A 24964-nucleotide genomic window follows, 5' to 3' on the forward strand; every position below is an offset into this window, starting at 1 on the left:
AGAGGGCGCACCCTGGACGGCGCACTGACGGTCGGTTAGCTTCCTGCGCCATGAGGCTCAAGGGGAAGACGAGACGACTGATGTCATGGGGACTGTGCGGGGCGGCGCTGACCGCCGCACTGGCCACGCCGGCCGCGCAGGCAGTACCGGGGGAGCGGCACGGGCCTGGCCACGGGCCCGGCTGGACGCTCACGGAGACGGGAACAGACGCCCGCTTCCGCGGCCTCGCCGCCGTCAGTAGCCGCACCGCCTGGGCCGCGGGCTCGAAGGGCACGGTCCTGCGCACCACCGACGGAGGCCGCCACTGGCGCGACGTGGCGCCGCCCGGCGCGGCGGAGGCGGCCCTGGAGTTCCGCGACATCGAGGCCTTCGACGCGCGGCGCGCGGTGGTACTGGCCATCGGGGAGGGCGACGCCTCCAGGGTGTTCCGTACGGACGACGGCGGGACCACCTGGACCGAGTCCTTCCGCAACACCGACGCCCGTGCCTTCTACGACTGCCTCACCTTCTTCGACAGCAGGCACGGCCTCGCCATGAGTGATCCGGTGGACGGAAAATTCCGCATCCTGTCCACCGCGGACGGCGGCCGCAGCTGGAAGGTGCTGCCCACAGCGGGTATGCCCGACGCCCAGCCAGGCGAGGCGGGGTTCGCCGCGAGCGGCGAGTGCCTGGTCAGCTCGGGGTCGAAGGACGTCTGGCTGGCGACGGGCGGCGCCGCCTCCGCCCGGGTGCTGCACTCCGCCGACCGCGGGCTGACCTGGACGGCGACCGAATCGACGATCCCGGCCGGAGATCCGGCCCGAGGCGTCTTCGGCCTGGCCTTCCGTGACCGTACGCACGGCATCGCGGTCGGCGGTGACTACCGGGCCGACCAGGCCTCGCCGAACGCCGCGGCCGTCACGGGCAACGGAGGCCGCAGCTGGCAGCAGTCCACCACCGCGCCGCCCGCCTACCGCTCCGGTGTCGCCTGGGTTCCGCACACCCGCTCGACGGCACTGGCCGTCGGCCCGACCGGGACGGACCTGACGACGGACGGCGGGCGCACCTGGCGCACGGTCGACACGGGTTCGTACGACACCGTGGACTGCACACCGGACGGCGGCTGCTGGGCGGCGGGCGAGAAGGGGCGGATCGCCCGGTCGGCCTAGGGTCTTTCGTTTGGATCAGGCTGGATCAGGGAGCGGGGTCTGGTGCGTGCAGCTGCAAGGCGGAGGAAGGAGCCCACGCGGAGCGAATGGGGGCTCCCCTGCTCGAGCGAAGCCGAGAGCTTGGGGAAGACTGACGACAACGCGGCAGATGTGCGTGCCAGACCCCGTGAGCCCAGCATGATCCAAACGAGAGGCCCTAGGGCCCGCCGTCAGGGCAACTGCTGGCGGTACGGGGCGAGTTCGTCCGACGTCTTCGTCGCGATGAACTCTGTGATCCGGTACGCGCACACGCCCTCGGCCGCGAAGGGATCGGCCGCCGCGATCTTCTCGATCTGCGCGCGGTCGTCCCCCACGGCGAGGATCACACCGCCGTCGCGCGGGTTCTTGCGGCCGGACGCGATGAAGACCCCGGCCGCGTACTGCGTGTCCAGCCAGGCGACATGCGCCTCCATCAGCGCGTCGACACGCTCGACGGGGGCGGTGTAGGTCAACTCGAGTACGAACATGAATGGCACCTTATCGAGGCCGCATCGGAGCCCGCCCGGACGGGACTTCTAAGCTGGTCGGCACCATGACGACCTTCCGCACTCCCGCCGACGCAGCCGAAGCCCGCGCCATCCAGGACGCCCTCCGTGCCCGCGTGGTGCTCGACGAGCCGGGCCCGCAACCCGGCACGGGACGGGCTACCGGTGTCGACGTCGCCTACGACGACGAGCGCGATGTCGTGGTCGCGGCGGCGGTCGTGCTCGACGCGGCGACTCTGGAGGTCGTCGCGGAGACCACCGCTGTCGGACGGGTCACCTTTCCGTACGTCCCGGGACTGCTCGCCTTCCGGGAGATCCCGACCGTGCTGGCCGCGCTGGAGGCCCTGCCGGTCGACCCCGGTCTCGTCGTCTGCGACGGCTACGGCAGGGCGCACCCGCGCCGCCTCGGGCTCGCCAGCCACCTGGGCGTTCTCACCGGACTCCCCGTCATCGGTGTCGCCAAGAATCCGTTCACCTTCACGTACGAACAGCCGGGCCCCCGGCGCGGAGACTCCTCGCCGCTCCTCGACGGGGACGAGGAGGTGGGCCGGGCGCTGCGCACCCAGGATGGCACCAAACCGGTGTACGTCTCGGTCGGACACCGGACCGACCTGGACAACGCCTGCGCGCACACGCTCCTGCTGGCCAGGGATTTCCGCCAGCCGGAGACCACCCGCAGGGCCGACGCGCTGTGCAGGCAGGTGCTCAGGGAGGCGACCGCCTGAGTACGGGCAGCCCCCCGCACCTGAGTATGTGTACGGATACCGCCTGCCGATCATGACCGGCACCCTTGTACGCATGAACGATCATCGAACGTCCGCACGTACCGGAACTGTCCATGTCGCCCAGCGGCGCCTCGCCGTGGGAATGACCCTCGGCGTCCTCGCGGGCGTCGTGTGGACCGTCTCGATGATCTGCACGCTCGCGTCCTGGATGCTCTGACCGACAGCTCCGCCGGCCTGCCGGGTCCTCCCGCGACGGGCCGAGTGGCCGATCCGCTCAGCGGACCGCCGCGACCCGGAAGCGCAGCCCGGCCCCGCGCAGCCGCTCCAGCAGCGCGTCACCCATCGCGACGGCCGTGGTGACCTGCCCCGATGTCGGCGGAAGCTCGTCCAGGGCGAGGCAGAGCGCCGCCTGTGCGAGCATCTTCGCCGTCTCGTCGTAGCCGGGGTCACCGCCGGACACCTCCGTGAAGACCCGGCGGCCGCCGCCCTCCCCGACGAAACGCACCGTGAACCAGCTCCGCCTGCGGCGCTCCGCGTCCGGGCCCGCCCCCGGCTCGTACCGGTCCATCAGCCAGTTCCGTGCGGCCGGCAGCTGAGCCACGCCGAGGAGGGCGCCGATCGCGGCCGTGCCGCCGAGCGCCACCGGCAGGCGCTTCACCGAGGCGAAGTGGCGGTAGCGGAAGTCGGGGCCGTACCGCGCCAGCCGCCGCGCCGAGCGTTCGACGACCTGTGGGTCCAGTGTCGGCAGGGGCAGCGCCCAGGTGCCGGTCTCCGCACTGAAGTGCGGGGTGCCGAGCGATGCGCGGGCGCGGCGGCCGACCAGGCGTGGTTCGTGCAGCCGGCGCTCCTGGGCGGTGCGCAGCATCTGCGGGCCGCGGCCCATCGCGGTGAGCGCGGATGCGAACGTACCGCCGGAGAAGACGGCATTGCTGCGGACGAAACCGTCGATCGTCAGCGGCACGTCCTGCGGCAGCTGCTGGACGGTGAAGTACACCCCGAGGTCGTGCGGCACGGAGTCGAAGCCGCAGGCGTGCACGAGGCGGGCCCCGGTCTCGCGGGCCCGCGCGTCATGCTCCAGATACATCCGGTCGACGAACTCCGCTTCGCCGGTCAGGTCCGTGTAATCCGTCCCGGCCTCCGCGCAGGCGGCGACCAGCTTCTCGCCGTACCAGACGTACGGACCCACGGTCGAGGCCACCACATGCGCCGATTCGGCGAGTTCGCGCAGCGCGTCGGGGTCGTCGGCGTCGGCGAGCAGCAGCGGAAGGTCGGCACAGCGCGGATCGATCGCGGTCAGGCGGTCGCGCAGCTGAGCCAGCTTGGCCGGGCTGCGGCCGGCCAGCGCCCAGCGGCAGCTGTCGGGTGCGTGGGCGGCGAGATATTCGGCGGTGAGGGCACCCACGAAGCCGGTGGCACCGAAAAGGACTATGTCATAGGGGCGTTGTGCCCCGTTCTGCCTGTTCACGAGTGCCTCCGCAGGGGCCGGCGCCGATGTAGCAGGCAGAGGTTAGCGGAGGGGGTCGTGGCGGTGTACAGCCGGGCGGCGATCGTGAGGGAGGATCCAGGGGAAAGAGCTAAGCGCTTGCTCGGCTCAAGGGGTTGTGCGGAGCGCAGCACGTTCTTAGCATCATCGCTGTTACATCAGTTGTGTCACACCGCTGGGGGCTTGATGGCAACGACAGAGCACGGCCCACTGGCGGGCGTACGCGTGGTGGAGCTGGCGGGCATCGGCCCCGGCCCGTTCGCCGCGATGCTCCTGGCCGACCTCGGCGCCGATGTCGTCAGGGTCGACCGGCCCGCCGGCCGGGGGCTCGGCATCGATCCCGCGTACGACCTCACCAACCGCAACAAGCGTTCCGTGCTCGTCGACCTCAAGGCCGAGGACGGCCCGGACCGCGTTCTGGACCTGGTCGAACGTGCCGACATCCTGATCGAGGGCTATCGGCCGGGCGTCGCCGAACGCCTCGGCGTCGGCCCCGACGCCTGTCTCGCCCGCAATCCCGGGCTCGTCTACGGGCGGATGACCGGCTGGGGCCAGGACGGGCCACTCGCCGAGCGGGCCGGACACGACATCGCGTACATCGCCCTCACCGGCACACTCTCCATGATCGGCAAGCCCGGCGAGCCGCCCACCGCCCCCGCCAATCTGGTCGGCGACTACGCGGGCGGCTCGCTCTATCTCGTCGTCGGCGTCCTGGCCGCCCTCCAGCACGCACGCACCCCCGGCGGCACGGGCCAGGTCGTGGACGCGGCGATCGTCGACGGCGCCGCCCATCTCGCCACGATGATCCACGGGATGCTGGCGGCCGGCGGCTGGCAGGACCGGCGCGGCTCCAACCTCCTGGACGGCGGCTGTCCGTTCTACGGTTCGTACGAGACCGCCGACGGCGAGTACATGGCGGTCGGCCCGCTGGAGCAGCAGTTCTACGACGAGTTCATCAAGCTCCTCGGCATCGAGGACCGGGCCCCGGACCGCAAGGACGTCACCCGTTGGGAGGAGCTGCGCACGGTCGTCGCCGACCGGTTCAGGACCCGGACGCGTGCGGAGTGGACCGAGGTCTTCGAAACCACGGACGCCTGTGTGGCCCCCGTCCTCTCGCTCCGCGAGGCCCCGCACCACCCGCACCTCGCCGCCCGCTCCACCTTCGTCGAACACGGCGGCCTCACCCAGCCCGCCCCCGCACCCCGCTTCTCCGCCACACCCGTCTCCGTACGCAGCGGACCCGCGCAGCCCGGCGCGGACACCGAGGACGTCGCCCGCGACTGGGACGTACCGAGCATGCACCGGCCCCGGAAGGACACCACCGACTGATGGAACTCTCCCTGCCGCTGAGCTACGCGGGCGACCCGCGCGAGGCCTGCGACCAGGTCGCAGCCCTGGAGTCCGCCGGACTCGACGCCGTCTGGGTCGCGGAGGCCTACGGCTTCGACTCGCCCACCCTCATGGGCTATCTGGCCGCCCGCACCGAGCGCATGAAGATCGGTGCGGCGATCCTCAACGTCTACTCCCGCACCCCCGCTCTGATCGCCCAGACCGGCGCCGGACTCGACGCGATCTCCGGCGGCCGGGCGCTGCTCGGGCTCGGCGCGTCCGGGCCGCAGGTCGTCGAGGGCTGGCACGGCAAGGCGTACGACAAGCCCCTCGGCCGGACCCGCGAGACCGTCGAACTGTGCCGCCGGATCTGGCGCCGCGAGGTCATCGACCATCACGGCATCACCGACATGCCGCTGCCCAGGGAGAAGGGCGGCCGGCTCGGCAAGCCCCTGAAGATGCTCACCCGTCCGGTGCGCGAGGAGATCCCGCTCTACATCGCCTCGCTCGGCCCCGCCAACGTCCGGCTGACCGCCGAGATCGCCGACGGCTGGCTGCCCACCCTTTACCTCCCCGAGAAGGCCCAGCAGGTGTGGGGCACGGCCCTCGCCGAGGGCGCTGCCGAGCGCGACCCCGCGCGCGGCCCGCTGCAGACCGTCGCCGGCGGACTCCTTGCCATCGGCGACGACGCGGCCGCGCTCAGGGACCTCGCCCGCCCGCAGATCGCGCTGTACGTCGGCGGAATGGGTGCCAAGGGCAAGAACTTCTACAACGACCTCGCCGGCGCGTACGGATACGAGAAGGAAGCCGCGCTCATCCAGGAGCTCTACCTGTCCGGGAAGAAGAAGGAGGCCGAGGCCGCCGTCCCGGACGAATTCTGCGAACTCATGTCGCTGTGCGGGCCCGAGGGGTACGTACGCGACCGCGTCGAGGCGTTCCGCGAGTCCGGCGTCACCATGCTCAACGTCATCCCGGTCGGTCCCGATCCGGCCCGGCTGATCTCCACCGTCAAGAACTGGCTCTAGGGGGCCCGCAGTGCAGCGGCAGATCTTCACCGAGGAGCACGACGCGTTCCGTGAGACCGTCCGGACCTTCCTGACCAAGGAAGTCCTCCCGCACTACGAGCAGTGGGAGAAGGACGGCATCGTCTCGCGCGAGGCCTGGCTCGCGGCCGGCCGGCAGGGGCTGCTCGGCTTCGCCGTACCCGAGGAGTACGGGGGCGGCGGCACCACCGACTTCCGCTACAGCGCCGTCCTCGCCGAGGAGTTCACCCGGGCCGGCGCCCCCGGACTCGCGCTCGGCCTGCACAACGACATCATCGGCCCCTATCTCACCGGGCTCGCCACCGAGGAACAGAAGCGGCGCTGGCTGCCGGGCTTCTGCAGCGGCGAGATCATCACCGCCATCGCGATGACCGAACCCGGCGCGGGCTCCGACCTCCAGGGCATCCGCACCACCGCCGAGGACAAGGGCGACCACTGGCTGCTCAACGGCTCCAAGACGTTCATCTCCAACGGCATCCTCGCCGACCTGGTGGTCGTCGTGGCGAAGACCACCCCGGAGGGCGGCGCGAAGGGACTCTCGCTGATCGTCGTCGAACGTGGCACGGAGGGCTTCGAGCGGGGCCGTAACCTCGACAAGATCGGCCAGAAGTCCCAGGACACGGCCGAGCTGTTCTTCAACGACGTCCGCGTCCCCAAGGAGAACCTGCTCGGTGAGCGCGACGGCGCGTTCATCCACCTGATGACCAACCTGGCACAGGAGCGGATGGGCATAGCGGTCGCCGGTATCGCCGCCGCCGAGTACCTCCTGGAGATCACCACCCAGTACGTCAAGGAGCGCGAAGCCTTCGGCCGGCCGCTCTCCAAGCTCCAGCACATCCGCTTCGAGATCGCCGAGATGGCCACCGAGTGCGCCGTCACCCGGACCTTCGTCGACCGGTGCATCGTCGACCACTCGAACGGCGAACTCGACGCCGTACACGCCTCGATGGCCAAGTGGTGGGCCACCGAACTGCAGAAGCGCGTCGCCGACCGCTGCCTCCAGCTCCACGGCGGCTACGGCTACATGACGGAATACCGGGTCGCCAAGGCGTTCACCGACGGCCGCATCCAGACCATCTACGGCGGAACGACCGAGATCATGAAGGAGATCATCGGCCGCTCGCTGCTCGCCTGACCCCGACGATCGACCACCCCCGAAAGGCTGCTGTCTTGAGTACCGAAGCATTTGTCTACGACGCGATCCGCACCCCGCGCGGCCGCGGCAAGGCCAATGGCGCCCTGCACGGCACCAAGCCGATCGACCTCGTCGTCGGCCTCATCCACGAAATCCGCAACCGCTTCCCCGGCCTCGACCCGGCCGCCATCGACGACATCGTCCTCGGTGTGGTCAGCCCGCTCGGCGACCAGGGCTCCGACATCGCCCGGATCGCCGCCATCGCCGCCGGACTCCCGGACTCGGTGGCGGGCGTCCAGGAGAACCGGTTCTGTGCCTCCGGTCTGGAAGCCGTCAACCTGGCCGCAGCGAAGGTCCGTTCGGGCTGGGAGGACCTGATCCTCGCAGGCGGTGTCGAGTCGATGTCCCGGGTGCCGATGGGCTCCGACGGCGGTGCCTGGGCGATGGACCCGATGACCAACTACGAGACCGGCTTCGCCCCGCAGGGCGTCGGCGCCGACCTCATCGCCACCATCGAGGGCTTCTCGCGCCGCGACGTCGACGAGTTCGCCGCACTCTCCCAGGAGCGGGCCGCCGAGGCATGGAAGGACGGTCGCTTCGCGCGCTCCGTCGTCCCGGTCAAGGACCGCAACGGCCTCGTCGTCCTCGACCACGACGAGCACATGCGCCCCGGCACCACCGCCGACTCGCTGGCCGCCCTCAAGCCCTCGTTCGCCACCATCGGCGAGCTGGGCGGCTTCGACGCCGTGGCACTGCAGAAGTACCACTGGGTCGAGAAGATCGACCACGTCCACCACGCGGGCAACTCCTCCGGCATCGTGGACGGTGCCGCACTCGTCGCCATCGGCAACAAGGAGACCGGCGAGCGGTACGGCCTCACGCCGCGCGCCCGGATCGTCTCCGCCGCGGTCTCCGGCTCCGAGCCGACCATCATGCTGACCGGCCCCGCCCCCGCCACCCGCAAGGCCCTCGCCAAGGCCGGACTCACCATCGACGACATCGACCTTGTCGAGATCAACGAGGCGTTCGCCGGTGTCGTCCTCCGCTTCGCCCGGGACATGGGGCTCTCCCTCGACAAGATCAACGTCAACGGCGGCGCCATCGCGCTCGGACACCCGCTCGGCGCCACCGGCGCGATGATCCTCGGCACGCTCATCGACGAACTGGAGCGCCAGGACAAGCGGTACGGCCTCGCCACCCTCTGCGTCGGCGGCGGCATGGGCATCGCCACCGTCATCGAGCGTCTCTGACCGTCCCCGGCCACCCCTTGCCTACGGAGAACACAGCAATGACCGAGAGCACGACCATCCGCTGGGAACAGGACGAGACCGGCGTCGTCACCCTCGTACTCGACGACCCCAACCAGTCCGCCAACACGATGAACCAGGCCTTCAAGGACTCCATCGCGGCCATCGCCGACCGCGCGGAAGCCGAGAAGGACGCCATCCGCGGCATCATCTTCACCTCCGCCAAGAAGACCTTCTTCGCGGGCGGCGACCTCAAAGACATGATCAAGGTCGGTCCGGAGAACGCCCAGGACGCCTTCGACGTCGGCACCGCCATCAAGCACTCGCTGCGCCGCATCGAGACACTCGGCATCCCCGTCGTCGCCGCCATCAACGGAGCGGCCCTCGGCGGCGGTTACGAGATCGCGCTTGCCTCCCACCACCGCATTGCGCTCGACACGCCCGGCTCCCGCATCGGCCTGCCCGAGGTCACCCTCGGCCTGCTGCCCGCGGGCGGCGGTGTCACCCGCACCGTACGCCTCATGGGCGTCGCCGACGCGCTGCTGAAGGTCCTCCTCCAGGGCACCCAGTACACCCCGAAGCGCGCTCTGGAGAACGACCTCGTCCACGAGGTCGCGGCCACACCCGAGGAGATGCTCGACAAGGCCCGCGCCTTCATCGACGCCCACCCCGAGTCCCAGCAGCCCTGGGACGTCAAGGGCTACAAGATCCCCGGCGGCACCCCGTCCCACCCGAAGTTCGCCGCCAACCTGCCCGCCTTCCCGGCCAACCTGAAGAAGCAGCTCGCGGGCGCCCCCATGCCTGCGCCGCGCAACATTCTGGCCGCCGCCGTCGAGGGCTCCCAGGTCGACTTCGAGACCGCGCTGACCATTGAGGCCCGGTACTTCACCGAGCTCGTCACCGGCCAGATCTCGAAGAACATGATCCAGGCGTTCTTCTTCGACCTCCAGGCCGTCAACTCCGGCGCCAACCGCCCCAAGGGGATCGAGGAGCGCCAGGTCAGGAAGGTCGCCGTCCTCGGCGCCGGGATGATGGGCGCCGGCATCGCGTACTCCTGCGCCCGCGCCGGCATCGAGGTCGTCCTCAAGGACGTCTCCACCGAGGCGGCCGCCAAGGGCAAGGCATACAGCGAGAAGCTGCTCGCCAAGGCGCTCTCCCGGGGCCGTACGACCGAGGCGAAGCGCGACGAGCTGCTGGCCCGCATCACCCCGACCGGCGACCCGGCCGATCTGGCGGGCTGCGACGCCGTCATCGAGGCGGTCTTCGAGGACACCGCGCTCAAGCACAAGGTGTTCCAGGAGATCCAGGACATCATCGAGCCCGACGCACTGCTCTGCTCCAACACCTCGACCCTGCCGATCACGGTCCTCGCCAAGGGGGTCACGCGCCCCGCCGACTTCATCGGCCTGCACTTCTTCTCGCCCGTCGACAAGATGCCGCTCGTCGAGATCATCAAGGGCGAGCAGACCGGCGACGAGGCCCTGGCGCGCGCCTTCGACCTGGTCCGCCGGATCCAGAAGACGCCGATCGTCGTCAACGACTCGCGCGGTTTCTTCACCTCGCGTGTCATCGGCCAGTTCATCAACGAGGGTGTCGCCATGGTCGGCGAGGGCGTCGAGCCCGCGTCGGTCGAGCAGGCCGCGGCGCAGTCCGGCTACCCCGCGAAGGTCCTCTCGCTGATGGACGAGCTGACGCTGACCCTGCCGCGCAAGATCCGCAACGAGACGAAGCGCGCGGTCGAGGAGGCGGGCGGCACCTGGGCCGGGCACCCTGCGGACGCGGTCATCGACCGGATGGTCGACGAGTTCGGACGTACCGGACGCAGCGGCGGCGCGGGCTTCTACGAGTACGGCGAGGACGGCAAGCGGGCCGGGCTGTGGCCGGGGCTGCGCGAGCACTTCGCCAAGCCGGACGCCGATGTCCCGTTCGAGGACATGAAGGAGCGGATGCTCTTCTCCGAGGCACTGGACAGCGTGCGCTGCCTGGAGGAGAACGTCCTCATCTCGGTCGCCGACGCCAACATCGGATCCATCATGGGCATCGGCTTCCCGCCGTGGACCGGAGGCGTGCTCCAGTACATCAACGGGTACGAGGGCGGCCTGCCCGGCTTCGTGGCACGCGCCCGGGAACTCGCCGAGAAGTACGGCGACCGGTTCCTGCCGCCCGCGCTGCTGGTGGAGAAGGCCGGGAAGGGCGAGACCTTCCACGACTGACCGGCGGCCCAGCGGGCCACCTACCGGCCCGAGGCTGCGGTATCCGCACCCTCCGGCCGGAAAATACCGGGTGGACAGCGGGGCACCCTGCTAGCGTCAGCGCCATGAAGCGCGCTGCCATGACGACGACGCCGGAGAGTGTCCCGGCGCGCTGACAGATGTCTCAGTCCGAAGCCCCGGGGCGAGTGCCCCGGGGCTTCGGCACGGGGATTCCTCACTGCTCGAGCGAAGCCGAGAGCTCGGGGGAGGTCACTCGCCCGATGACCGCGAGGAGACCGCCATGCACGACCACCGCAAGCTCGGCCGCGAACTGGCCCTGTTCGACACCGACCCGCTGATCGGCGCGGGACTTCCGTACTGGCTGCCCGACGGCGCGACCGTGCGGCACACCCTGGAGGAGTACATCCGGACCGCCGAGCGGCGGGCCGGCTACCGACACGTGTACTCGCCGGTGCTGGGCAAGCGGGAGCTGTACGAGATCTCCGGGCACTGGTCGCACTACAGCGACGACATGTTCCCGCCGATGGAGCTGGGATCGGAGCAGGTCGTCCTGCGGCCGAGTCTCTGCCCCCACCACGCGGTGATCTACCGCTCCCGCTCCCACAGCTACCGTGAGCTGCCGCTGCGCATGGCCGAACTGGGCGGCATGTACCGCTCCGAACTCTCCGGCGTGCTCGGCGGACTGACCCGCGTCCGGGCCATCCAGCTGAACGACGCGCACATCTTCTGCACCCTGGACCAGGTCGCCGACGAGGCGCGGGCCGCCCTGGAGATGATCCGCAGCGCGTACGAGGCACTGGGCATCCGCCCGGCCCGCTACCGGCTCTCCCTCCCCGGCCCCGGCGGCAAGTACGTGGCCGCGCCCGAGAAGTGGCAGCGGTCCACCGCCCTGCTCACCGAGGTACTCGACCGATCCGGCCTGCCCTACGACTCGGCGGAGGGCGAGGCCGCGTTCTACGGCCCGAAGATCGACGTCCAGGTCACCGACGGTGCGGGCAGGGAGTCCACCCTGTCCACCGTCCAGGTCGACTTCCACCAGCCCGAGCAGTTCGACCTGCACTACATCGGCGCGGACGGCGCGAAGCACCGGCCGGTCATGGTCCACCGCAGCATCATCGGCAGCGTGGAGCGGGCCGTCGCCCATCTCATCGAACAGCACGGCGGCGCCTTCCCCGCCTGGCTCGCCCCGACCCAGCTGGTGATCCTTCCGATCTCCGAGGCGGAACTGCCCAACGCCGTGGCGCTGGCCGAGCGCTGCACCGACCGCGGGCTGCGGGCCGAGATCGCCGGGCCGGAACGCGGCACCCTGGGCGCCCGCATCCGGGAGGGCCGCCTGGTGCCGTACCAGGCCGTGATCGGAGCGAGGGAAGCCGCCGACGACCACGTCGCCGTGCGGCTGCGCGACGGACGCCGCCTCGACCCGCAGCCCGCCGATGCCTTCCTCGACCGGATCGGCGCGCTCATCGACGCCCACACCACCGAGCTGTGGGACGGCGCCGTCCCGTAACGGACCACCCGCCGGGAAGGTGCTGCGGCCGCCTGCGGCGGGGACTCACTCCGCCGTGAACGCGGCCCGCAGCTCTTCCTTGAGCGACCGCTGGAACGCAGTCACCAAGGCCTGCAGCACCATCGGCTGCATATGGGCCGACAGCGACTTCATCGCCGCCACATGCTCCGGGTCCGACTCCCGCTCCCGGTACGGGTTCCACACCTCGTCCCGGAACAGCCGCGTCAGCTCGTGCGCAGCGGAACGGGTGTGCTCAAGCAGCACCGTGCGCGCCGCGAGGATCGTCTCGTTGGCGATCGGTACGTCGAGCAGCTCGACCCCCAGCCGCAGCATCCCCGGATCGACCCGGAAGCTGCCGTCCGCCGCTTCCGCGCGCTCCAGCACACCCATCGCGGCCAGCCGGTCCACGTCGTCCTCGGTCAGCGCCCGCCCCGCGCGCCGCTCCAGCTCCGCCCGGGTCGCCTCCTCCGCCGAGTCCGGCGCCCAGGACGCCACCAGCGCCCGGTGGATCGCCAGATCGTGGGCGCTCAGATCGGGCGGCAGCTGCTCCAGATAGCGTTCGATCGCGGCGAGCGTCATGCCCTGATGCTGAAGCTCCTCGATCAGCGCCAGACGGGACAGGTGGTCGTGCCCGTAGTGCCCGACCCGGCGCGGCCCGATCACCGGAGGCGGCAGCAGCCCCCGGGTGCTGTAGAAACGCACGGTGCGCACGGTCACTCCGGCGCGCGCCGCCAGCTCGTCGACAGTGAGCGTCGGCTCCTCGGTCCCGGTCGCCATGTCTGCTCCTCGCTGCTGACCGCTGGGCACTGCCGTCCCCGGTTACGCCTGTACCGACGGCACTGTCCGCATCCGTGTGCACCAATCCAGTTCAACAGTATTGCTGTCTCACCACTGTTGTGAAACCCTCCGGCCCCACCGAAGCGCAGGAGGACCGCTGTACTCGCCGCCGGGCCACCCTCACCCACCTGGGAGCAGCCGTCGGGTGATCCACGAAGGGTACGCAGGGCTCATCGAGGCGCTGTGCGGGGCGGGCCGAACACATGCCCCGGATCGGATGCGGCCTCGCACGCGGTAAGTGGTCCCGGACAGAGCCGTTGATCGAGCGTCGGCTGCTGAGCCGGGGCATAGCCGTGACGGTGTACGACTACGAGTAGGGCGCCGGGCGCTGAGCCCGCGTCACAGGTGAACCGTCGCCCACCGTAGGCTCCCGGCCATGCGAACCGACGGCGCTCCGGAAGCCCGCGCCCTTCTGATCACCGGCACCGTCGGGGCCGGCAAGACGTCGGTGGCCGACGCCGCAGGAGAGCTGCTCACCGGCGCCGGCGTGCCCAACGCCGTCATCGACATGGACTGGCTCTGCCGGACCTGGCCCGCGCCCGCCGACGACCGCTTCAACTTCGCCCTGCTGGTGCGCAACCTGAGGTGCATGGTCGGCAACTACCTCGATGCGGGCGCGACCCGGCTCGTTCTCGCGGGCGTCGTCGAGGACGCGGAGGACCGGGAGCAGTGCGAGAAGGCGGTGGGTGTCGGCCTGTCCGTGTGCCGGCTCCGGGTCGAGCTGCCGGTGGTCCGGCAGCGGCTGTCCCGGCGCCACGCGGACGAGCCCGAGGCGCTGCGGTGGCACCTGGACAGATCGGAGGAGCTCGACGGGATCCTCGACCGGGCCCGGGTGGAGGACTTCACGGTCGACGCCACCCACCACCGAGTCGACGAGGCCGCGGCCGCGGTGCTGGAAGCAGCCGGCTGGCGGTGACGGGCGGCACCGCCCTCCCGCGCACACAATGGCCGCCATCCGAACCGGTACCGCCGCCCCTGCTGCTCGCCGGGCCGCCCGCGATCGCATACTGGAATACACATCAGCCGGGCACCGGCCCGCACGTCCGTCGACTGCTGGGAGCCCCCGCATGAGCAGCGAAGCACCCCGGGGCAGGGACCGGAAACGGGAGCCCGAACCGCCGCCGCCCGGCGGAGTGCTCTGGAGCCTTGCCGGGGACGTCCGCGCCATGCTCATGCTGCCTGCCGCCCTCACCCTCCAGGTCGCCCACCCGGCGGTCGGCGCGGGCGTCGACGATCACTCGGTGTTCCGCACGGACCCGTGGGGGCGCGGCGAGCGCTCCCTGCGCTCGCTCCAGCTCTGGGTGTACGGGGGTGAGGAAGCCGCCGAGGAGGGACGCAGGCTCCGGAAGCTGCACCGCACCATTCAGGGCACCGACACCCGCGGGCGCCGCTACCATGCGCTGTCACCCGCGAACTATGCGTGGGTGCACGCCACGGGCTTCCCCATCTACCGGCACGGCACGCGGTATCTCGTCCGCCCGCTCACCGAGGCGCAGGAGCGGGCCCTGTACCGGGAATGGCTCCAGGTCGGCCGGATCCTCGGCATCAACGACCGGGACATGCCGCAGTCGATCGAGGAGTTCTGGCCGTACTACCGCAAGGTGCTCGCCGACGAGATAGAGGCGACCGTCGTTGTCGAGGAGCTGGTCGCCACCGACCGGCCGGTACCGCCGCCGGACCGGGGTCCGCTGCCGGTCAGGCTGCTGCTCAAGGCCCTGTGGCCGGTCCTGTTCCCGCCGCTGGCCCGGTTCCGCAGGTTCATCACCATCGGGCTCATGCCACCGGACGCGCGCGAGGCGATCGGTCTGGAATGGACGGATGCGCAGGAGCGGAAGCTGAGGCGGTTCTGCGGTGTCGTCCGGGCCGTGGTGCCCGTGCTTCCTGAGCGGCTGCGCTATCTGCCGTACGCGCGCCGGGCCCGAGCCGCCCATCGGATGCGGGGCGCCCGCTGAGCTCACCCGGGCCCACGGTGTTCAGCTGCCCGATGCGCCTTCGGCGACTGCGGGCGGCTGCCGGCCGGTCGCGGCCGCACGGGCTCGCATGCGGGCGGGGGCGCCGGTGCCGATGGCGTCTTCCGCCCGGACGGGTCAGGCCGAGGCCCGCCGGACCAGCTCGGTCGGTGTGATCACCGAATCGGGCTGCTCCCCTTCGCCGTTCAGCCGCTGCATCAGCAGTCGCACCATCAACCGTCCCATGCCTTCGACGTCCTGACGGACGGTCGTCAAGGGAGGACTGGTCGCTTCGGCGACCTGCTCCATGTCGTCGAAGCCGACCAGCGCCACGTCCTCCGGTACCCGGAGGCCGTGCTCGCCCAGCACCCGAAGGGCGCCGGACGCCATCAGGTCGTTGGACGCGAACACGGCGTCGAGGCCGGGGTGGCGCTCCAGCAGCTCGGCCATCGCCCGGGCACCGCCCTCGACGGTGAAGTCGCCCTCCACGACCAGTGACGGATCGGTGTCGGGCAGCACATCGCGGTAGCCGTCGATCCGGTCGAGCGCCGACGTCTGGTCGCGGGGCCCCGCGATGTGCCCGATCCGCTGCCGGCCGAGAGAGACCAGATGGCGTACGGCCTCGCGGGCGCCGCCGCGGTTGTCGCAGTCGACGTAAGGGACGGCGTGTTCCGATGCGTCCCCCGGCGTGCCGGGGCGGCCGCCGTAGACCGTGGGCACCCGGAACCGGCGGATGACGGCGGGAAGTTCGTCGTCGGTGTGCAGTGAGAACGCCAGCACGCCGTCCACATGGCCACCGGCCAGATAGCGGGTGATCCGGTCGAAGTCCCCGCTGCCTTCCACCAGGAGGAGCACCAGCTGGGCGTCGTGCACGTTCAGTTCACGGCTGATGCCACGGATCTGTCGGGAGAAGAACGGGTCGGAGAAGATCCGGAACTCCGGCTCGTCGATGATCACGGCCACCGCGCCGTTGCGCCGGGTGACCAGGGTCCGCGCGGCATGGTTCGGTATGTACCCGAGCTCCTCGACCGCCTTGCGGACCTGGTCCACCAGCGGCTGCCGCACCCCCGCCCCGCCGTTCACGACCCGGGAGGCCGTCGCCCGCGAGACTCCGGCGCGGGCTGCCACGGCCTCCAGTGTCGGGCGGGCATCACGGGAGGAATCGGGGGTCGGACCGGGCAAGGGACGCTCCTCGTACGCGCGGGAACCGGCCGGAATCGGCCGAGGCTGGCGGAACAGCACGAACCCCACCAGCCTAAGGGCTGTCCCGTAATCCCTGGTGGGCGCGTGACGACAGCTACGGCGTCTCGCCGCGTGGTCGGAACGCCCGAATACATCCAGTATGCGGGCGTCCATCCGCCTTGCGATGCACCGCATCTGACGCCGCGCGCTGATCCACCAGGGATTACGGGACAGCCCTGAGGGCTTGGTGTCCGCGAGGTCCCGCCCGACCGGTGCCACCGGCCCGCGACCGGGCGCCGCCCCACCAGGGAAGGCGGCGCGCAGGCCGAACCCTTCGGGGCAGTCCCGGACGTGTCCATGACCGCTGCTGTCGCACGGTCGCCCTTCGGCCGTCATGACACCTCGACTGCTTCCACGTCACGTCGATGCGCAATCGCCCCCTGTTGCACAGGAGTTGACCGGGGTACCTTCCGCAGATGCCGATACGTGTGCGGAGCACCCGCTTGACGTACAGATCGCTGGTGGTGGCGGCCTCGGCCGCCCTGATGACCGTCCTGCTCTCACCGGCGGGCGCGCAGGGCGCGAGCCCGCGGGAGAGCAGACCCGTCTACTCGTACGGGAACGCCGTCCGGGAGTCCGTCTGGGTGGACACCGGACTGGACGGCGACGGAAACGGAAAGAGCGACCGGGTCGCCGTCGACATCGTGCGGCCGCGCGAACCCGCAGCGCAGGGCCGGAAGATACCCGTGATCATGGACGCCAGCCCGTACTACTCCTGCTGCGGGCGCGGCAACGAGAGTCAGCTGAAGACGTACGACAGCCAGGGAAATCCGGTCCAGTTCCCGCTGTACTACGACAACTACTTCGTCCCGCGCGGCTATGCCTTCGTCGCCGTCGATCTGGCCGGCACCAATCGCTCCGACGGATGTGTCGATGTCGGAGGCCGCTCCGACATCCAGTCCGCCAAGGCGGTCATCGACTGGCTGAACGGCCGGGCCCGCGGCTACACCACCCGCACCGGCACCGAACGCACCGGAGCCGGCTGGTCCAACGGCCGTACCGGAATGATCGGCAAGAGCTACGACGGCACCATCGCCAACGGGGTGGCGGCGACCGGAGTCGACGGTCTGCGGACCATCGTTCCGATCGGCTCCATCTCCTCCTGGTACGACTACTACTTCGCCCAGGGCGCCCCCCTCTACGACAGCGGCCCCGAATGGCTCTCCGACTATGTCGAGAGCCCCGCGGCGCGGGCGCGCTGCGCCGCCGTCCAGCAGAAGCTCGTCGACGAGGCACCCCGCACCGGCGACCGGACGAAGCTCTGGAACGAGCGCGACTACGTGAAGGACGCCCGCAAGGTGAAGGCCAGCGTCTTTGCCGTCCACGGGATGCAGGACCTCAACGTCCGCACCAAACACCTCGGCCAGTGGTGGGACGCCCTCGCCGACCGGGGCGTCGAGCGCAAGATCTGGCTCTCCCAGACCGGGCACGTCGACCCGTTCGACTACCGGCGCGCCGAGTGGGTCGACACCCTGCACCGCTGGTTCGACCACTACCTCCTCGGCTACGACAACGGCATCGACCGCGAACCGATGGCCGACATCGAACGCCACCCCGGCCAGTGGTCGACCGACAAGGTCTGGCCGCCGAGCACCACCGCGGCCACCACCGTGCGCACCGGCAGCGGCACCACGCCCGGCGTCGGCACCCTGACCCGCAGGCCTGCCCGCCCCGGGGCCACCGAGACGTTCACCGACGACCCGAAGCAGAGCGAGACGGACTGGGCCGCCGACCTGGAGAGGACCACGGGCGCCAAGGCCGGGTTTCTCACCGCACCACTCGCCCACGACCTGCGGCTCGCCGGTTCTTCGCAGGTGACTGTCACCGCGACCCCGACGACCGCCACCGCCCATCTCTCCGCGGTCCTCGTCGACGTCGGCCCCGACACCATCCGGGACTACGGCGCATCCGGCGAAGGCATCACCACGCTCACCGACCGCACCTGCTGGGGCGCGAGCACCGCCGGGGACAGCTCCTGCTTCAAGGCGACCGAGGCCAGGACCACCGCCGTCGACCGGACGGTCTTCAGCCGCGGCTGGGCCGACCTCGGGACATACGCCTCCGCGGACAAGGGGCGCCCCCTCACTCCGGGCAAGCGCTACACGATCACCGTCGACCTCGCCGCGAGCGACCACGTCGTGCCGGCCGGACACCGCCTTGCTCTGATCGTCGCGGGCACCGACAAGGACCTCATCGACCCGCCTGACTCCACCCCCACGCTCACCCTCGACCTGGCCCGTACGTCCGCGAAGCTGCCGTTCGTCGGCGGCGCCGCAGCGTTCGTGCGCGCCACCGCGGGCCCCGCGCCCGCGACAGCCACCCCCCGCGTATCCCGTCCCGAGGGCGTGGCACCGCCGCGTCCCGCACACCACATCCCGGGAGGCAGCCGCTCATGACACCCCGTATCCCGATCGTCCGTCAGTTCCGCGCCCGTCCTCGCCCTCCTCGCCTCGGCATCCGTCGGCCGGTACCCCGGTACCTGTCCCTGACGGCCGCGGCCGCGGTTCTGGCCGTGCCCCTGGTCACGGTGCCGGCCGAGGCCGCGGACACCCCGCCCCGTACCGGCTTCGAGATCAGCAACGGGGCCCACTGGACCGGTCAGCCCGAGGAACAGTCGTTCCTCGCCGCCGTCGACCGGGGCAGCGACCGCGTCTCCATCGACCGGATCGGCACGACGAAACAGGGCCGCCCGCTCCAACTCGTCCGTATCGGCAACCACCGCCCCACGTCCGACACGATGCTGCTGATCTGCAGCCAGCACGGCAACGAACCGTCCGGCCGCGAGGCCTGTCTGACCACTGTCCGGGATCTCGCGTACGCCAAGGACCCCGCGACCCGCGCCTTCCTCTCCCGGACCGATGTCCTCGTCGTCCCCACCGCGAACCCCGACGGGCGGGCGGCGAACACGCGCGGCAACTCCGACGGTGTCGACATCAACCGCGACCACATCGCCCTGCAGACCGCCGAGGCCCGTGCCATGGCCGCGGTGATCCGCGACCGGAAGCCCGATGTGATCTACGACTTGCACGAGTACGGTGCCACCCCGCCGTACTACGACAAGGACCTGTTCGTCCTCTGGCCCCGCAACCTCAACACCGACGACCGGGTGCACGGCGAATCGCAGACCCTGGCCGAAGAGTATGTGCGGCCCACAGCCAAGGAGGCCGGCTACAGCAGCGGTCTCTACGGCATCTGGACCGACCCGGTCACCGGCGACCCGATCAAGCAGACCGCGGGCGACGGACAGGAGCGCATTCTGCGCAACACCGCGGGCATCAAGCATGCGGTGGGCCTGCTCATCGAGTCCCGGGTCGACGCGCTCACCGACGCCGAGAAGGCCGACCCGGCACTCAACAGCCGACGTCGCGTCGACTCGCAGCTGGCCGCACTCGACGGGCTGTTCAGCTTCACCGACGAGCGACGCGGGCGCATCGAGGCCGCCACGGCCGCGTCCCGCACGGCAGGGTTCAAGGACCGCGGTCCCGTCTACCTCGGCGGCGCCGACAACGAGGCGGCCGAGCCCGCCAAGATTCTGCAGAACCCGCCTTGCGGCTACCGGCTGACCGCTGCCCAGTTCACCGACGTCAAGGACGAACTGGCCCTGCACGGCGTGACGTTCCGGCGCGACGGTGACGGAGCGTACGTACCGCTGCGCCAGTCGGCCCGGAACCTGGTCCCGCTCCTGCTGGACGAGCGCGCCACATATCACCTCACAAACGGGCAAGCCGATACCGCTTGTTGATCCAGCGAACGGCACGATGCGTGTAGTACTGCTCTACGGTGAGCGAAGTTTCAGCTTCCGTGAAAGGCGCCACTCGTGTCGCCGGACGAACAGGGAACGGGCGGCCGGGGGGATCTTCCGGTAACGGCGGATCTGCCCGGCGACCCGACCCAGGGATCGGCCCCGGCGGCAGCCGGATCACCACCGAACACCACGACAAGTCCGACCGTTCGAACCCGCCCGGCGATTGAGGACACAACGGGGCCCGAGCCCCCGCACGCGGCGGCTCAGCCCACCAACTGGGCCGCTGTCTCCGCACAGCCCCAGGCAACCGTCACTCCCGCGCCACCGTGCCCGTAGTTGTGGACCAACCGCCCGCCGCCCGGCAGCGGTTCGGCCTCGATCCGGACACCCGCGTCGCGGGCCGGCCGCAGCCCCACCAAGTGCCCGATGATCCGCGCCCGCGCGATCTCCGGCCGGATCCGGGCACACCGGGCCACGATCTCCCCGGCCGTACCGGGATCGGGCACCGTGCTCCGGTTGTCCACCTCGGCCGTGCCGCCGAGGACCAGCCGCCCGGGCTGCGGGAAGTAGTACGTGGTCGCTTCCGACGCCGGGTCCGCCTCGGTGAACCACTCCTCGATCCCCGGGTTCTCCACCAGTACCAACTGGCCGCGCACCGGTCGCACCCCGGCATCCGGGACCAGTTCCCGGGCCCCGAGCCCGGTGCAGTCGACCACCGTCGTGGCCTCCGCCGCCGCTTCGTCGAACGCGGTGACCGCGCGCTGCTCGACCGCAACCCCCGCCGCCGCGAGCCGCCGTTCCAACCAGCCCAGGTACACAGGCATGTCGATCAGCGGCAGCCGGGCCCGCAGCCCGTCCGCCACCTCCACCAGGTCCTTCAACTGCCCCGCCCACGGCCCGAGCGCGGCGAGCCGCTCGCCCCGGTGCAGGCCGGCGACCAGCCGTACACCGGTTTCCTCCGAGCGCCCGGCCAGCTCCTCGTACCTCCGCAGCGACGTCAGTGACCAGTCACCGACCAGCTCCGCCGGCTCGATCCGGTACGGCCACCACAACGCGCCTGCCACGGCCGATGCGGTCGCCGCCGACGGCTCCCGGGACCAGACCCGCACCCGGTGACCGCGCTCGGCCAGCACCAGCGCCGTGGTCAGTCCGCTGACCCCACCGCCCACCACGATCACGTCCGACACTTCTGCCCCGCCCGTCCCGACTGCCCAGCGCTGCTCATGGGCGGACGCTAACGGAATGCCCGATGCCGCGCTCACAACAGGTCCGAGCCAGGAATACTCGGGTCATGTCTGCCGAGTACGCGACCTTCGGCCTTGCGCCGGCGATGCGAGCCGGTGGAGTCCTCGCCCATGGCGACTACCAGGTGCACCGGGACTTCATGGACTTCATCGTCGACGGCCGCCCGCTGCTGTTCCAGCTCACCGACCTCGATGCCGTGTCCCCGCTCGCCTCCGACGTACCGCCCGCGATCTTCACCACGCACGTGCGGCGCCTGCTCCTCGAAGTGGAACCCCCGCTCGCCGACGGGCGCTACGTGATCTACGGCTGCCCCGAGTGCGAGAGCCTCGAATGCGGGGCGGTCACCGCTGTCATCGAGCGCGACGGCGCCGACATCGTCTGGCGCGACTTCGCCTGGCAGACGTACGAGACCGTCGACCTGGAGCAGAACGGCTACCACGGCATAGGGCCGTTCCGCTTCGACGGCTTCCAGTACCGGCAGGAACTGGAACGACTGCTTCCGACCGCGTCGGCGGACGGCTCCGAGCCGGGCCCGGACGTGCCCGCCGGGCGCCGCGTCCTGCTGATCGGCGCCCGCGTCGCCGTACTCGCCAAGCTCGCCGCCGCGCTCCGCGCCATCGGGATCGGTGCCGACATCACCGCCGACGTCGCCCAGGTGTCGCCCGACGAGCTCCGCGGCTACCGTGCCGTGGCCTTCGGCCGCGCGATCACCGAAGACGAACGCGCCGCCGTGCGGCAGGCATTCACCCGGGCCGGTGCGGACGTCGCCCACGTCGACGGCCTCGCCCCGGTCATCCCCGTGCTGGTCGCCCAGATCGAACATGCCCTGGACCGCAGCGCACCCGCCCAGCGCCGTCTGGTCCGGCTGGCGGCGGCGGACGGCACGGCCGGAGTCCACGTCACCTCGTCCTGCCGGGTCAGCCTCGTCGCGTACCGCCTCGACCGGCTGTATCGCACCCACACCCAGGAGGTCTTCGACGGCGTACTGGAACCGGGCGAGCACCGAATTCCACTGGACGCACGGGCGGTGAAGGGGCAATCCTTCATCGTGGCGCGCACCATGGGGAGCGTGCTGGTCGCACCGATGGTGCACCACTGAGCTGGAAGTCGATGGCCCCGGTGAGCCGCCAATCGCCGCACACGATGCCTCGTACGCACCACCACTCGTCCAGGAGGTCCGCCTCCGAGCCGCGATGAGCGGCGACCGGAGCGGGCCCGCGATCCGCACCCGTACCCGCACGGAACTCCGCCGCACCCGGCGCCCGCGCGCACACTCCTGCTGGGACCACCTCTACGCCGCCCCGCTCTGGCCGCTGCACGGCGCGAATCTCGGCACCCTGGCCCGCACCTGTGACGCGGTCGGCGCCTGCCTCACTGTGCCCCGCCAGCCGTGGGTGCCCGAGGCCCTGGCCCGCGGCAACACCCTCCGCAAACCTCTCTGCACCCACTGGACCGGCGATCCCCTCGGCTGGTTGCAGAAGCAGCGCGAGCGCGGTCTGCGGATCGTCGGTGTCGAACTGGCCGACGAGGCGATCCGCCTCGCCGACCTGCCCGCGGCCCGCGAACCGACCGTGATGGTCCTCGGCCACGAACAGCAGGGCATCCCTCCCGAGGCCCTGGATCTCCTCGACACCTGCGTCGAGATCCCGATGATCGGCACCGGCGCCAGCCTGAACGTCGCCGTGGCGGGATCCCTCGCCCTCTACCGACTGGCCGGCCTGCTCTGACACCCGTCGAGGGCGAGGCCGGGCGCCGATTAGGATCGGGACCCTGATGACTGCCACTCTCGTCGCCAAGGACCTCGCCGCCGGACACGGCGACCGCACACTCTTCGCCGGGCTCGACCTCGTCGTCGCGCCCGGCGACGTGATCGGTCTCGTCGGAGTCAACGGAGCCGGAAAATCGTCGCTGCTCCGGCTGCTCGCCGGGCTCGACCGGCCGGAGGAGGGCGAGCTGCGGCTCTCCCCGCCCACCGCCACCGTCGGCCACCTCCCGCAGGAGCCGGAGCGGCGCCCGGACGAGACCGTGCGGGAGTTCCTCGCCCGCCGGACCGGCGTCGCCGACGCACAGGCGGCGATGGACGCCGCGACGCAGGCCCTGGTCGACGAGGCGCCGGGCGCCGACGACGCGTACTCCGACACCCTCGAACGCTGGCTGGCCCTCGGCGGCGCCGACCTGGACGAGCGTGCCGAGGAGATCGCCGCCGATCTCGGTCTGACCGTCGGCCTCGACCTGCCGATGACCGCACTCTCCGGCGGTCAGGCCGCCCGCGCCGGACTCGCCTCGCTGCTCCTGTCGCGGTACGACATCTTCCTGCTCGACGAGCCCACCAACGACCTCGACCTGGACGGCCTGGAGCGCCTGGAGCGGTACGTCTCCGGGCTGCGCGCGGGCACGGTCGTGATCAGCCACGACCGCGAGTTCCTGATGCGCACGGTCACCAAGGTCCTCGAACTCGACCTTGCCCAGCAGCAGATCAACCTGTACGGCGGCGGTTACGCGGCCTACCTGGAGGAGCGCGACCGCGCCCGCCGGCACGCCCGCGAGGAATTCGAGGAGTACGCCGACAAGCGCTCCACCCTCGAGGGGAGGGCGCAGATGCAGCGAGGCTGGATGGACAAGGGCGTGAAGAACGCCCGCCGCAAGGCCACCGACTCCGACAAGATCGGCCGCAAGTTCCGCAGCGAGGCGAGCGAGAAGCAGGCCGCGAAGGCCCGGCAGACCCAGCGCATGATCGAACGGCTCGATGTCGTCGACGAACCGCGCAAGGAGTGGGAGCTGCGGATGGAGATCGCGACGGCCCCGCGTTCCGGTTCGGTCGTCGCGACCCTGCGCGACGCACAGGTCGTACGCGGCGATTTCGCGTTCGGTCCGGCGTCGCTGCAGATCGACTGGGCGGACCGGGTGGCGATCACCGGCGCCAACGGAGCCGGTAAGTCCACCCTCCTCGCGGCGCTGCTCGGCCGCCTCCCGCTGGAATCGGGCCATGCGACGCTCGGCTCGGGCGTGGTGGTCGGCGAGGTGGACCAGGCACGGAAGCTGTTCCACGGCTCGGAGTCGCTGCTGGAGGCGTTCTGCGCGGCCGTCCCGGAAACCGAACCCGCCGAAGTCCGCACGCTGCTCGCCAAGTTCGGGCTGCGCGCGGACCATGTGATGCGCCCCGCGACGACGCTCTCCCCGGGCGAACGCACCCGCGCGGCACTGGCCCTCCTCCAGGGCAGGGGCGTGAACCTCCTGGTCCTGGACGAGCCCACGAACCACCTCGACCTGCCCGCGATCGAGCAGCTGGAATCGGCGCTCGACTCGTACACCGGGACGTTGCTGCTGGTCACGCATGACCGGCGGATGCTGGAGGCGGTGCGGACGACGAGGCGCGTCGAGGTGGCGGCGGGCAGGGTGACCGAGGCCTGACGGCCTTCCGGGGCTCCGCCCCGGCCCCGCTACTCAATCGCCGGAGACGTCCGGAAGATGTCCTCGGACGCCGGACTGGCTGGACTTTCCCGCCGGACGGGCACCTTCAGCCCGTCCGGCGGGAACCCGGTTTCGGGAAGGGGCGGGGAGGGGGCAGCCCCGCTCGGCGGAGCGCCCCCAC

21 protein-coding genes and 1 pseudogene are annotated in these 24964 nt (G+C 71.0%); 17 read left to right on the top strand and 5 right to left on the bottom strand.

The window, feature by feature from the left end; all coding sequences use genetic code 11:
- Positions 1–50: 50 nt before the first annotated feature.
- Positions 51–1148 (top strand): WD40/YVTN/BNR-like repeat-containing protein, encoded by a 1098-nt coding sequence (locus ACWCP8_RS30660; RefSeq protein ID WP_451119407.1) that lies wholly within the window; start codon positions 51–53, stop codon positions 1146–1148.
- A gap of 209 nt (positions 1149–1357) precedes the next feature.
- Here the strand turns inward: ACWCP8_RS30660 and ACWCP8_RS30665 are convergent, their stop codons facing one another.
- A complete protein-coding gene (locus tag ACWCP8_RS30665) occupies positions 1358–1654 on the bottom strand; it encodes a YciI family protein (RefSeq protein ID WP_326606778.1) in 297 nt (98 codons plus the stop codon).
- Positions 1655–1719: 65 nt separating this feature from the next.
- On the opposite strand from ACWCP8_RS30665, the gene ACWCP8_RS30670 reads away from it, so the two are divergent.
- Both ACWCP8_RS30670 and mmpA read left to right on the top strand, forming a co-directional pair.
- Positions 1720–2397 (top strand): endonuclease V, encoded by a 678-nt coding sequence (locus tag ACWCP8_RS30670; RefSeq protein ID WP_352269235.1) that lies wholly within the window; start codon positions 1720–1722, stop codon positions 2395–2397.
- A 73-nt stretch (positions 2398–2470) separates the two neighbouring features.
- Positions 2471–2614, top strand: coding sequence for a morphogenic membrane protein MmpA (gene mmpA / locus ACWCP8_RS30675; protein WP_326606780.1), 144 nt, complete (start codon positions 2471–2473; stop codon positions 2612–2614).
- A 57-nt stretch (positions 2615–2671) separates the two neighbouring features.
- Here mmpA and ACWCP8_RS30680 read toward each other — a convergent pair whose 3' ends face one another.
- Positions 2672–3862 carry a saccharopine dehydrogenase family protein gene (locus ACWCP8_RS30680; RefSeq protein ID WP_451119410.1) on the bottom strand — a complete coding sequence of 397 codons (1191 nt, stop codon included), beginning with the start codon at positions 3860–3862 and terminating at the stop codon, positions 2672–2674.
- Positions 3863–4066: 204 nt separating this feature from the next.
- Here ACWCP8_RS30680 and ACWCP8_RS30685 point away from each other — a divergent pair, with 204 nt between their 5' ends.
- From ACWCP8_RS30685 to thrS, 6 genes are all read left to right on the top strand, one after another.
- Complete coding sequence (locus ACWCP8_RS30685) at positions 4067–5209, top strand: CaiB/BaiF CoA transferase family protein (RefSeq protein WP_451119412.1); 1143 nt, start codon at positions 4067–4069, stop codon at positions 5207–5209.
- Positions 5209–6234, top strand: a complete 1026-nt coding sequence (locus ACWCP8_RS30690) for an LLM class F420-dependent oxidoreductase (RefSeq protein ID WP_451119414.1) — start codon at positions 5209–5211, stop codon at positions 6232–6234. Before ACWCP8_RS30685 ends, ACWCP8_RS30690 begins: the two co-directional genes overlap by 1 nt.
- A 10-nt stretch (positions 6235–6244) precedes the next feature.
- Positions 6245–7387 carry an acyl-CoA dehydrogenase family protein gene (locus ACWCP8_RS30695; RefSeq protein WP_382843213.1) on the top strand — a complete coding sequence of 381 codons (1143 nt, stop codon included), beginning with the start codon at positions 6245–6247 and terminating at the stop codon, positions 7385–7387.
- A 35-nt stretch (positions 7388–7422) separates the two neighbouring features.
- Complete coding sequence (locus ACWCP8_RS30700; protein WP_266999679.1) at positions 7423–8637, top strand: acetyl-CoA C-acetyltransferase; 1215 nt, start codon at positions 7423–7425, stop codon at positions 8635–8637.
- Positions 8638–8675: 38 nt separating this feature from the next.
- On the top strand, positions 8676–10847 hold the full coding sequence (locus ACWCP8_RS30705; protein WP_451119417.1) for a 3-hydroxyacyl-CoA dehydrogenase NAD-binding domain-containing protein: 2172 nt from the start codon (positions 8676–8678) through the stop codon (positions 10845–10847).
- A gap of 217 nt (positions 10848–11064) precedes the next feature.
- On the top strand, positions 11065–12354 hold the full coding sequence (gene thrS, locus ACWCP8_RS30710) for a threonine--tRNA ligase (RefSeq protein ID WP_451119450.1): 1290 nt from the start codon (positions 11065–11067) through the stop codon (positions 12352–12354).
- A gap of 45 nt (positions 12355–12399) precedes the next feature.
- On the opposite strand, the gene ACWCP8_RS30715 is transcribed toward thrS, so the two are convergent.
- On the bottom strand, positions 12400–13131 hold the full coding sequence (locus ACWCP8_RS30715; RefSeq protein ID WP_356001826.1) for a MerR family transcriptional regulator: 732 nt from the start codon (positions 13129–13131) through the stop codon (positions 12400–12402).
- Positions 13132–13391: 260 nt separating this feature from the next.
- Between ACWCP8_RS30715 and ACWCP8_RS30720 the strand changes: the two are divergent.
- From ACWCP8_RS30720 to ACWCP8_RS30730, 3 genes and pseudogenes are all read left to right on the top strand, one after another.
- A pseudogene (locus ACWCP8_RS30720) lies at positions 13392–13508 on the top strand (Appr-1-p processing protein); the annotation flags it as partial.
- Positions 13509–13567: 59 nt separating this feature from the next.
- Complete coding sequence (locus tag ACWCP8_RS30725; protein WP_451119418.1) at positions 13568–14107, top strand: AAA family ATPase; 540 nt, start codon at positions 13568–13570, stop codon at positions 14105–14107.
- A gap of 151 nt (positions 14108–14258) precedes the next feature.
- Positions 14259–15143 (top strand): oxygenase MpaB family protein, encoded by an 885-nt coding sequence (locus tag ACWCP8_RS30730; RefSeq protein WP_451119420.1) that lies wholly within the window; start codon positions 14259–14261, stop codon positions 15141–15143.
- A 135-nt stretch (positions 15144–15278) separates the two neighbouring features.
- Here the strand turns inward: ACWCP8_RS30730 and ACWCP8_RS30735 are convergent, their stop codons facing one another.
- Positions 15279–16322: a LacI family DNA-binding transcriptional regulator gene (locus ACWCP8_RS30735; RefSeq protein ID WP_451119422.1), complete on the bottom strand. Its 1044-nt coding sequence runs from the start codon at positions 16320–16322 to the stop codon at positions 15279–15281.
- A gap of 476 nt (positions 16323–16798) precedes the next feature.
- Here ACWCP8_RS30735 and ACWCP8_RS30740 point away from each other — a divergent pair, with 476 nt between their 5' ends.
- Both ACWCP8_RS30740 and ACWCP8_RS30745 read left to right on the top strand, forming a co-directional pair.
- Positions 16799–18778: a Xaa-Pro dipeptidyl-peptidase gene (locus ACWCP8_RS30740; protein ID WP_451119424.1), complete on the top strand. Its 1980-nt coding sequence runs from the start codon at positions 16799–16801 to the stop codon at positions 18776–18778.
- Positions 18775–20124 (top strand): M14 family metallopeptidase, encoded by a 1350-nt coding sequence (locus tag ACWCP8_RS30745; protein ID WP_451119426.1) that lies wholly within the window; start codon positions 18775–18777, stop codon positions 20122–20124. Before ACWCP8_RS30740 ends, ACWCP8_RS30745 begins: the two co-directional genes overlap by 4 nt.
- Positions 20125–20390: 266 nt before the next feature.
- Here ACWCP8_RS30745 and ACWCP8_RS30750 read toward each other — a convergent pair whose 3' ends face one another.
- Positions 20391–21314: an FAD-dependent oxidoreductase gene (locus ACWCP8_RS30750; RefSeq protein WP_451119428.1), complete on the bottom strand. Its 924-nt coding sequence runs from the start codon at positions 21312–21314 to the stop codon at positions 20391–20393.
- A 104-nt stretch (positions 21315–21418) separates the two neighbouring features.
- On the opposite strand from ACWCP8_RS30750, the gene ACWCP8_RS30755 reads away from it, so the two are divergent.
- The 3 genes from ACWCP8_RS30755 to ACWCP8_RS30765 all read left to right on the top strand — a co-directional run bounded on the left by ACWCP8_RS30755 (position 21419) and on the right by ACWCP8_RS30765 (position 24783).
- Positions 21419–22471, top strand: coding sequence for an oxidoreductase (locus ACWCP8_RS30755; RefSeq protein WP_451119430.1), 1053 nt, complete (start codon positions 21419–21421; stop codon positions 22469–22471).
- A 94-nt stretch (positions 22472–22565) separates the two neighbouring features.
- The gene (locus ACWCP8_RS30760) at positions 22566–23099 is read left to right on the top strand and encodes a TrmH family RNA methyltransferase (RefSeq protein ID WP_451119432.1); all 534 of its coding nucleotides are present in this window, start codon (positions 22566–22568) and stop codon (positions 23097–23099) included.
- Positions 23100–23145: 46 nt separating this feature from the next.
- Positions 23146–24783 carry an ABC-F family ATP-binding cassette domain-containing protein gene (locus ACWCP8_RS30765; protein ID WP_352269215.1) on the top strand — a complete coding sequence of 546 codons (1638 nt, stop codon included), beginning with the start codon at positions 23146–23148 and terminating at the stop codon, positions 24781–24783.
- The last annotated feature ends 181 nt before the right edge of the window (positions 24784–24964 follow it).

This window comes from Streptomyces sp. NPDC002206 (assembly GCF_053593595.1).

What these genes read in the sequence shown, in the direction of transcription:
- ACWCP8_RS30660 (WP_451119407.1), top strand. Translation starts at nt 51, where the DNA reads ATGAGGCTCAAGGGGAAGACGAGACGACTGATGTCATGGGGACTGTGC.
- ACWCP8_RS30665 (WP_326606778.1), bottom strand. Translation starts at nt 1,654, where the DNA reads ATGTTCGTACTCGAGTTGACCTACACCGCCCCCGTCGAGCGTGTCGAC.
- ACWCP8_RS30670 (WP_352269235.1), top strand. Translation starts at nt 1,720, where the DNA reads ATGACGACCTTCCGCACTCCCGCCGACGCAGCCGAAGCCCGCGCCATC.
- mmpA (WP_326606780.1), top strand. Translation starts at nt 2,471, where the DNA reads ATGAACGATCATCGAACGTCCGCACGTACCGGAACTGTCCATGTCGCC.
- ACWCP8_RS30685 (WP_451119412.1), top strand. Translation starts at nt 4,067, where the DNA reads ATGGCAACGACAGAGCACGGCCCACTGGCGGGCGTACGCGTGGTGGAG.
- ACWCP8_RS30690 (WP_451119414.1), top strand. Translation starts at nt 5,209, where the DNA reads ATGGAACTCTCCCTGCCGCTGAGCTACGCGGGCGACCCGCGCGAGGCC.
- ACWCP8_RS30705 (WP_451119417.1), top strand. Translation starts at nt 8,676, where the DNA reads ATGACCGAGAGCACGACCATCCGCTGGGAACAGGACGAGACCGGCGTC.
- ACWCP8_RS30715 (WP_356001826.1), bottom strand. Translation starts at nt 13,131, where the DNA reads ATGGCGACCGGGACCGAGGAGCCGACGCTCACTGTCGACGAGCTGGCG.
- ACWCP8_RS30725 (WP_451119418.1), top strand. Translation starts at nt 13,568, where the DNA reads ATGCGAACCGACGGCGCTCCGGAAGCCCGCGCCCTTCTGATCACCGGC.
- ACWCP8_RS30730 (WP_451119420.1), top strand. Translation starts at nt 14,259, where the DNA reads ATGAGCAGCGAAGCACCCCGGGGCAGGGACCGGAAACGGGAGCCCGAA.
- ACWCP8_RS30740 (WP_451119424.1), top strand. Translation starts at nt 16,799, where the DNA reads ATGCCGATACGTGTGCGGAGCACCCGCTTGACGTACAGATCGCTGGTG.
- ACWCP8_RS30745 (WP_451119426.1), top strand. Translation starts at nt 18,775, where the DNA reads ATGACACCCCGTATCCCGATCGTCCGTCAGTTCCGCGCCCGTCCTCGC.
- ACWCP8_RS30755 (WP_451119430.1), top strand. Translation starts at nt 21,419, where the DNA reads ATGTCTGCCGAGTACGCGACCTTCGGCCTTGCGCCGGCGATGCGAGCC.
- ACWCP8_RS30760 (WP_451119432.1), top strand. Translation starts at nt 22,566, where the DNA reads ATGAGCGGCGACCGGAGCGGGCCCGCGATCCGCACCCGTACCCGCACG.
- ACWCP8_RS30765 (WP_352269215.1), top strand. Translation starts at nt 23,146, where the DNA reads ATGACTGCCACTCTCGTCGCCAAGGACCTCGCCGCCGGACACGGCGAC.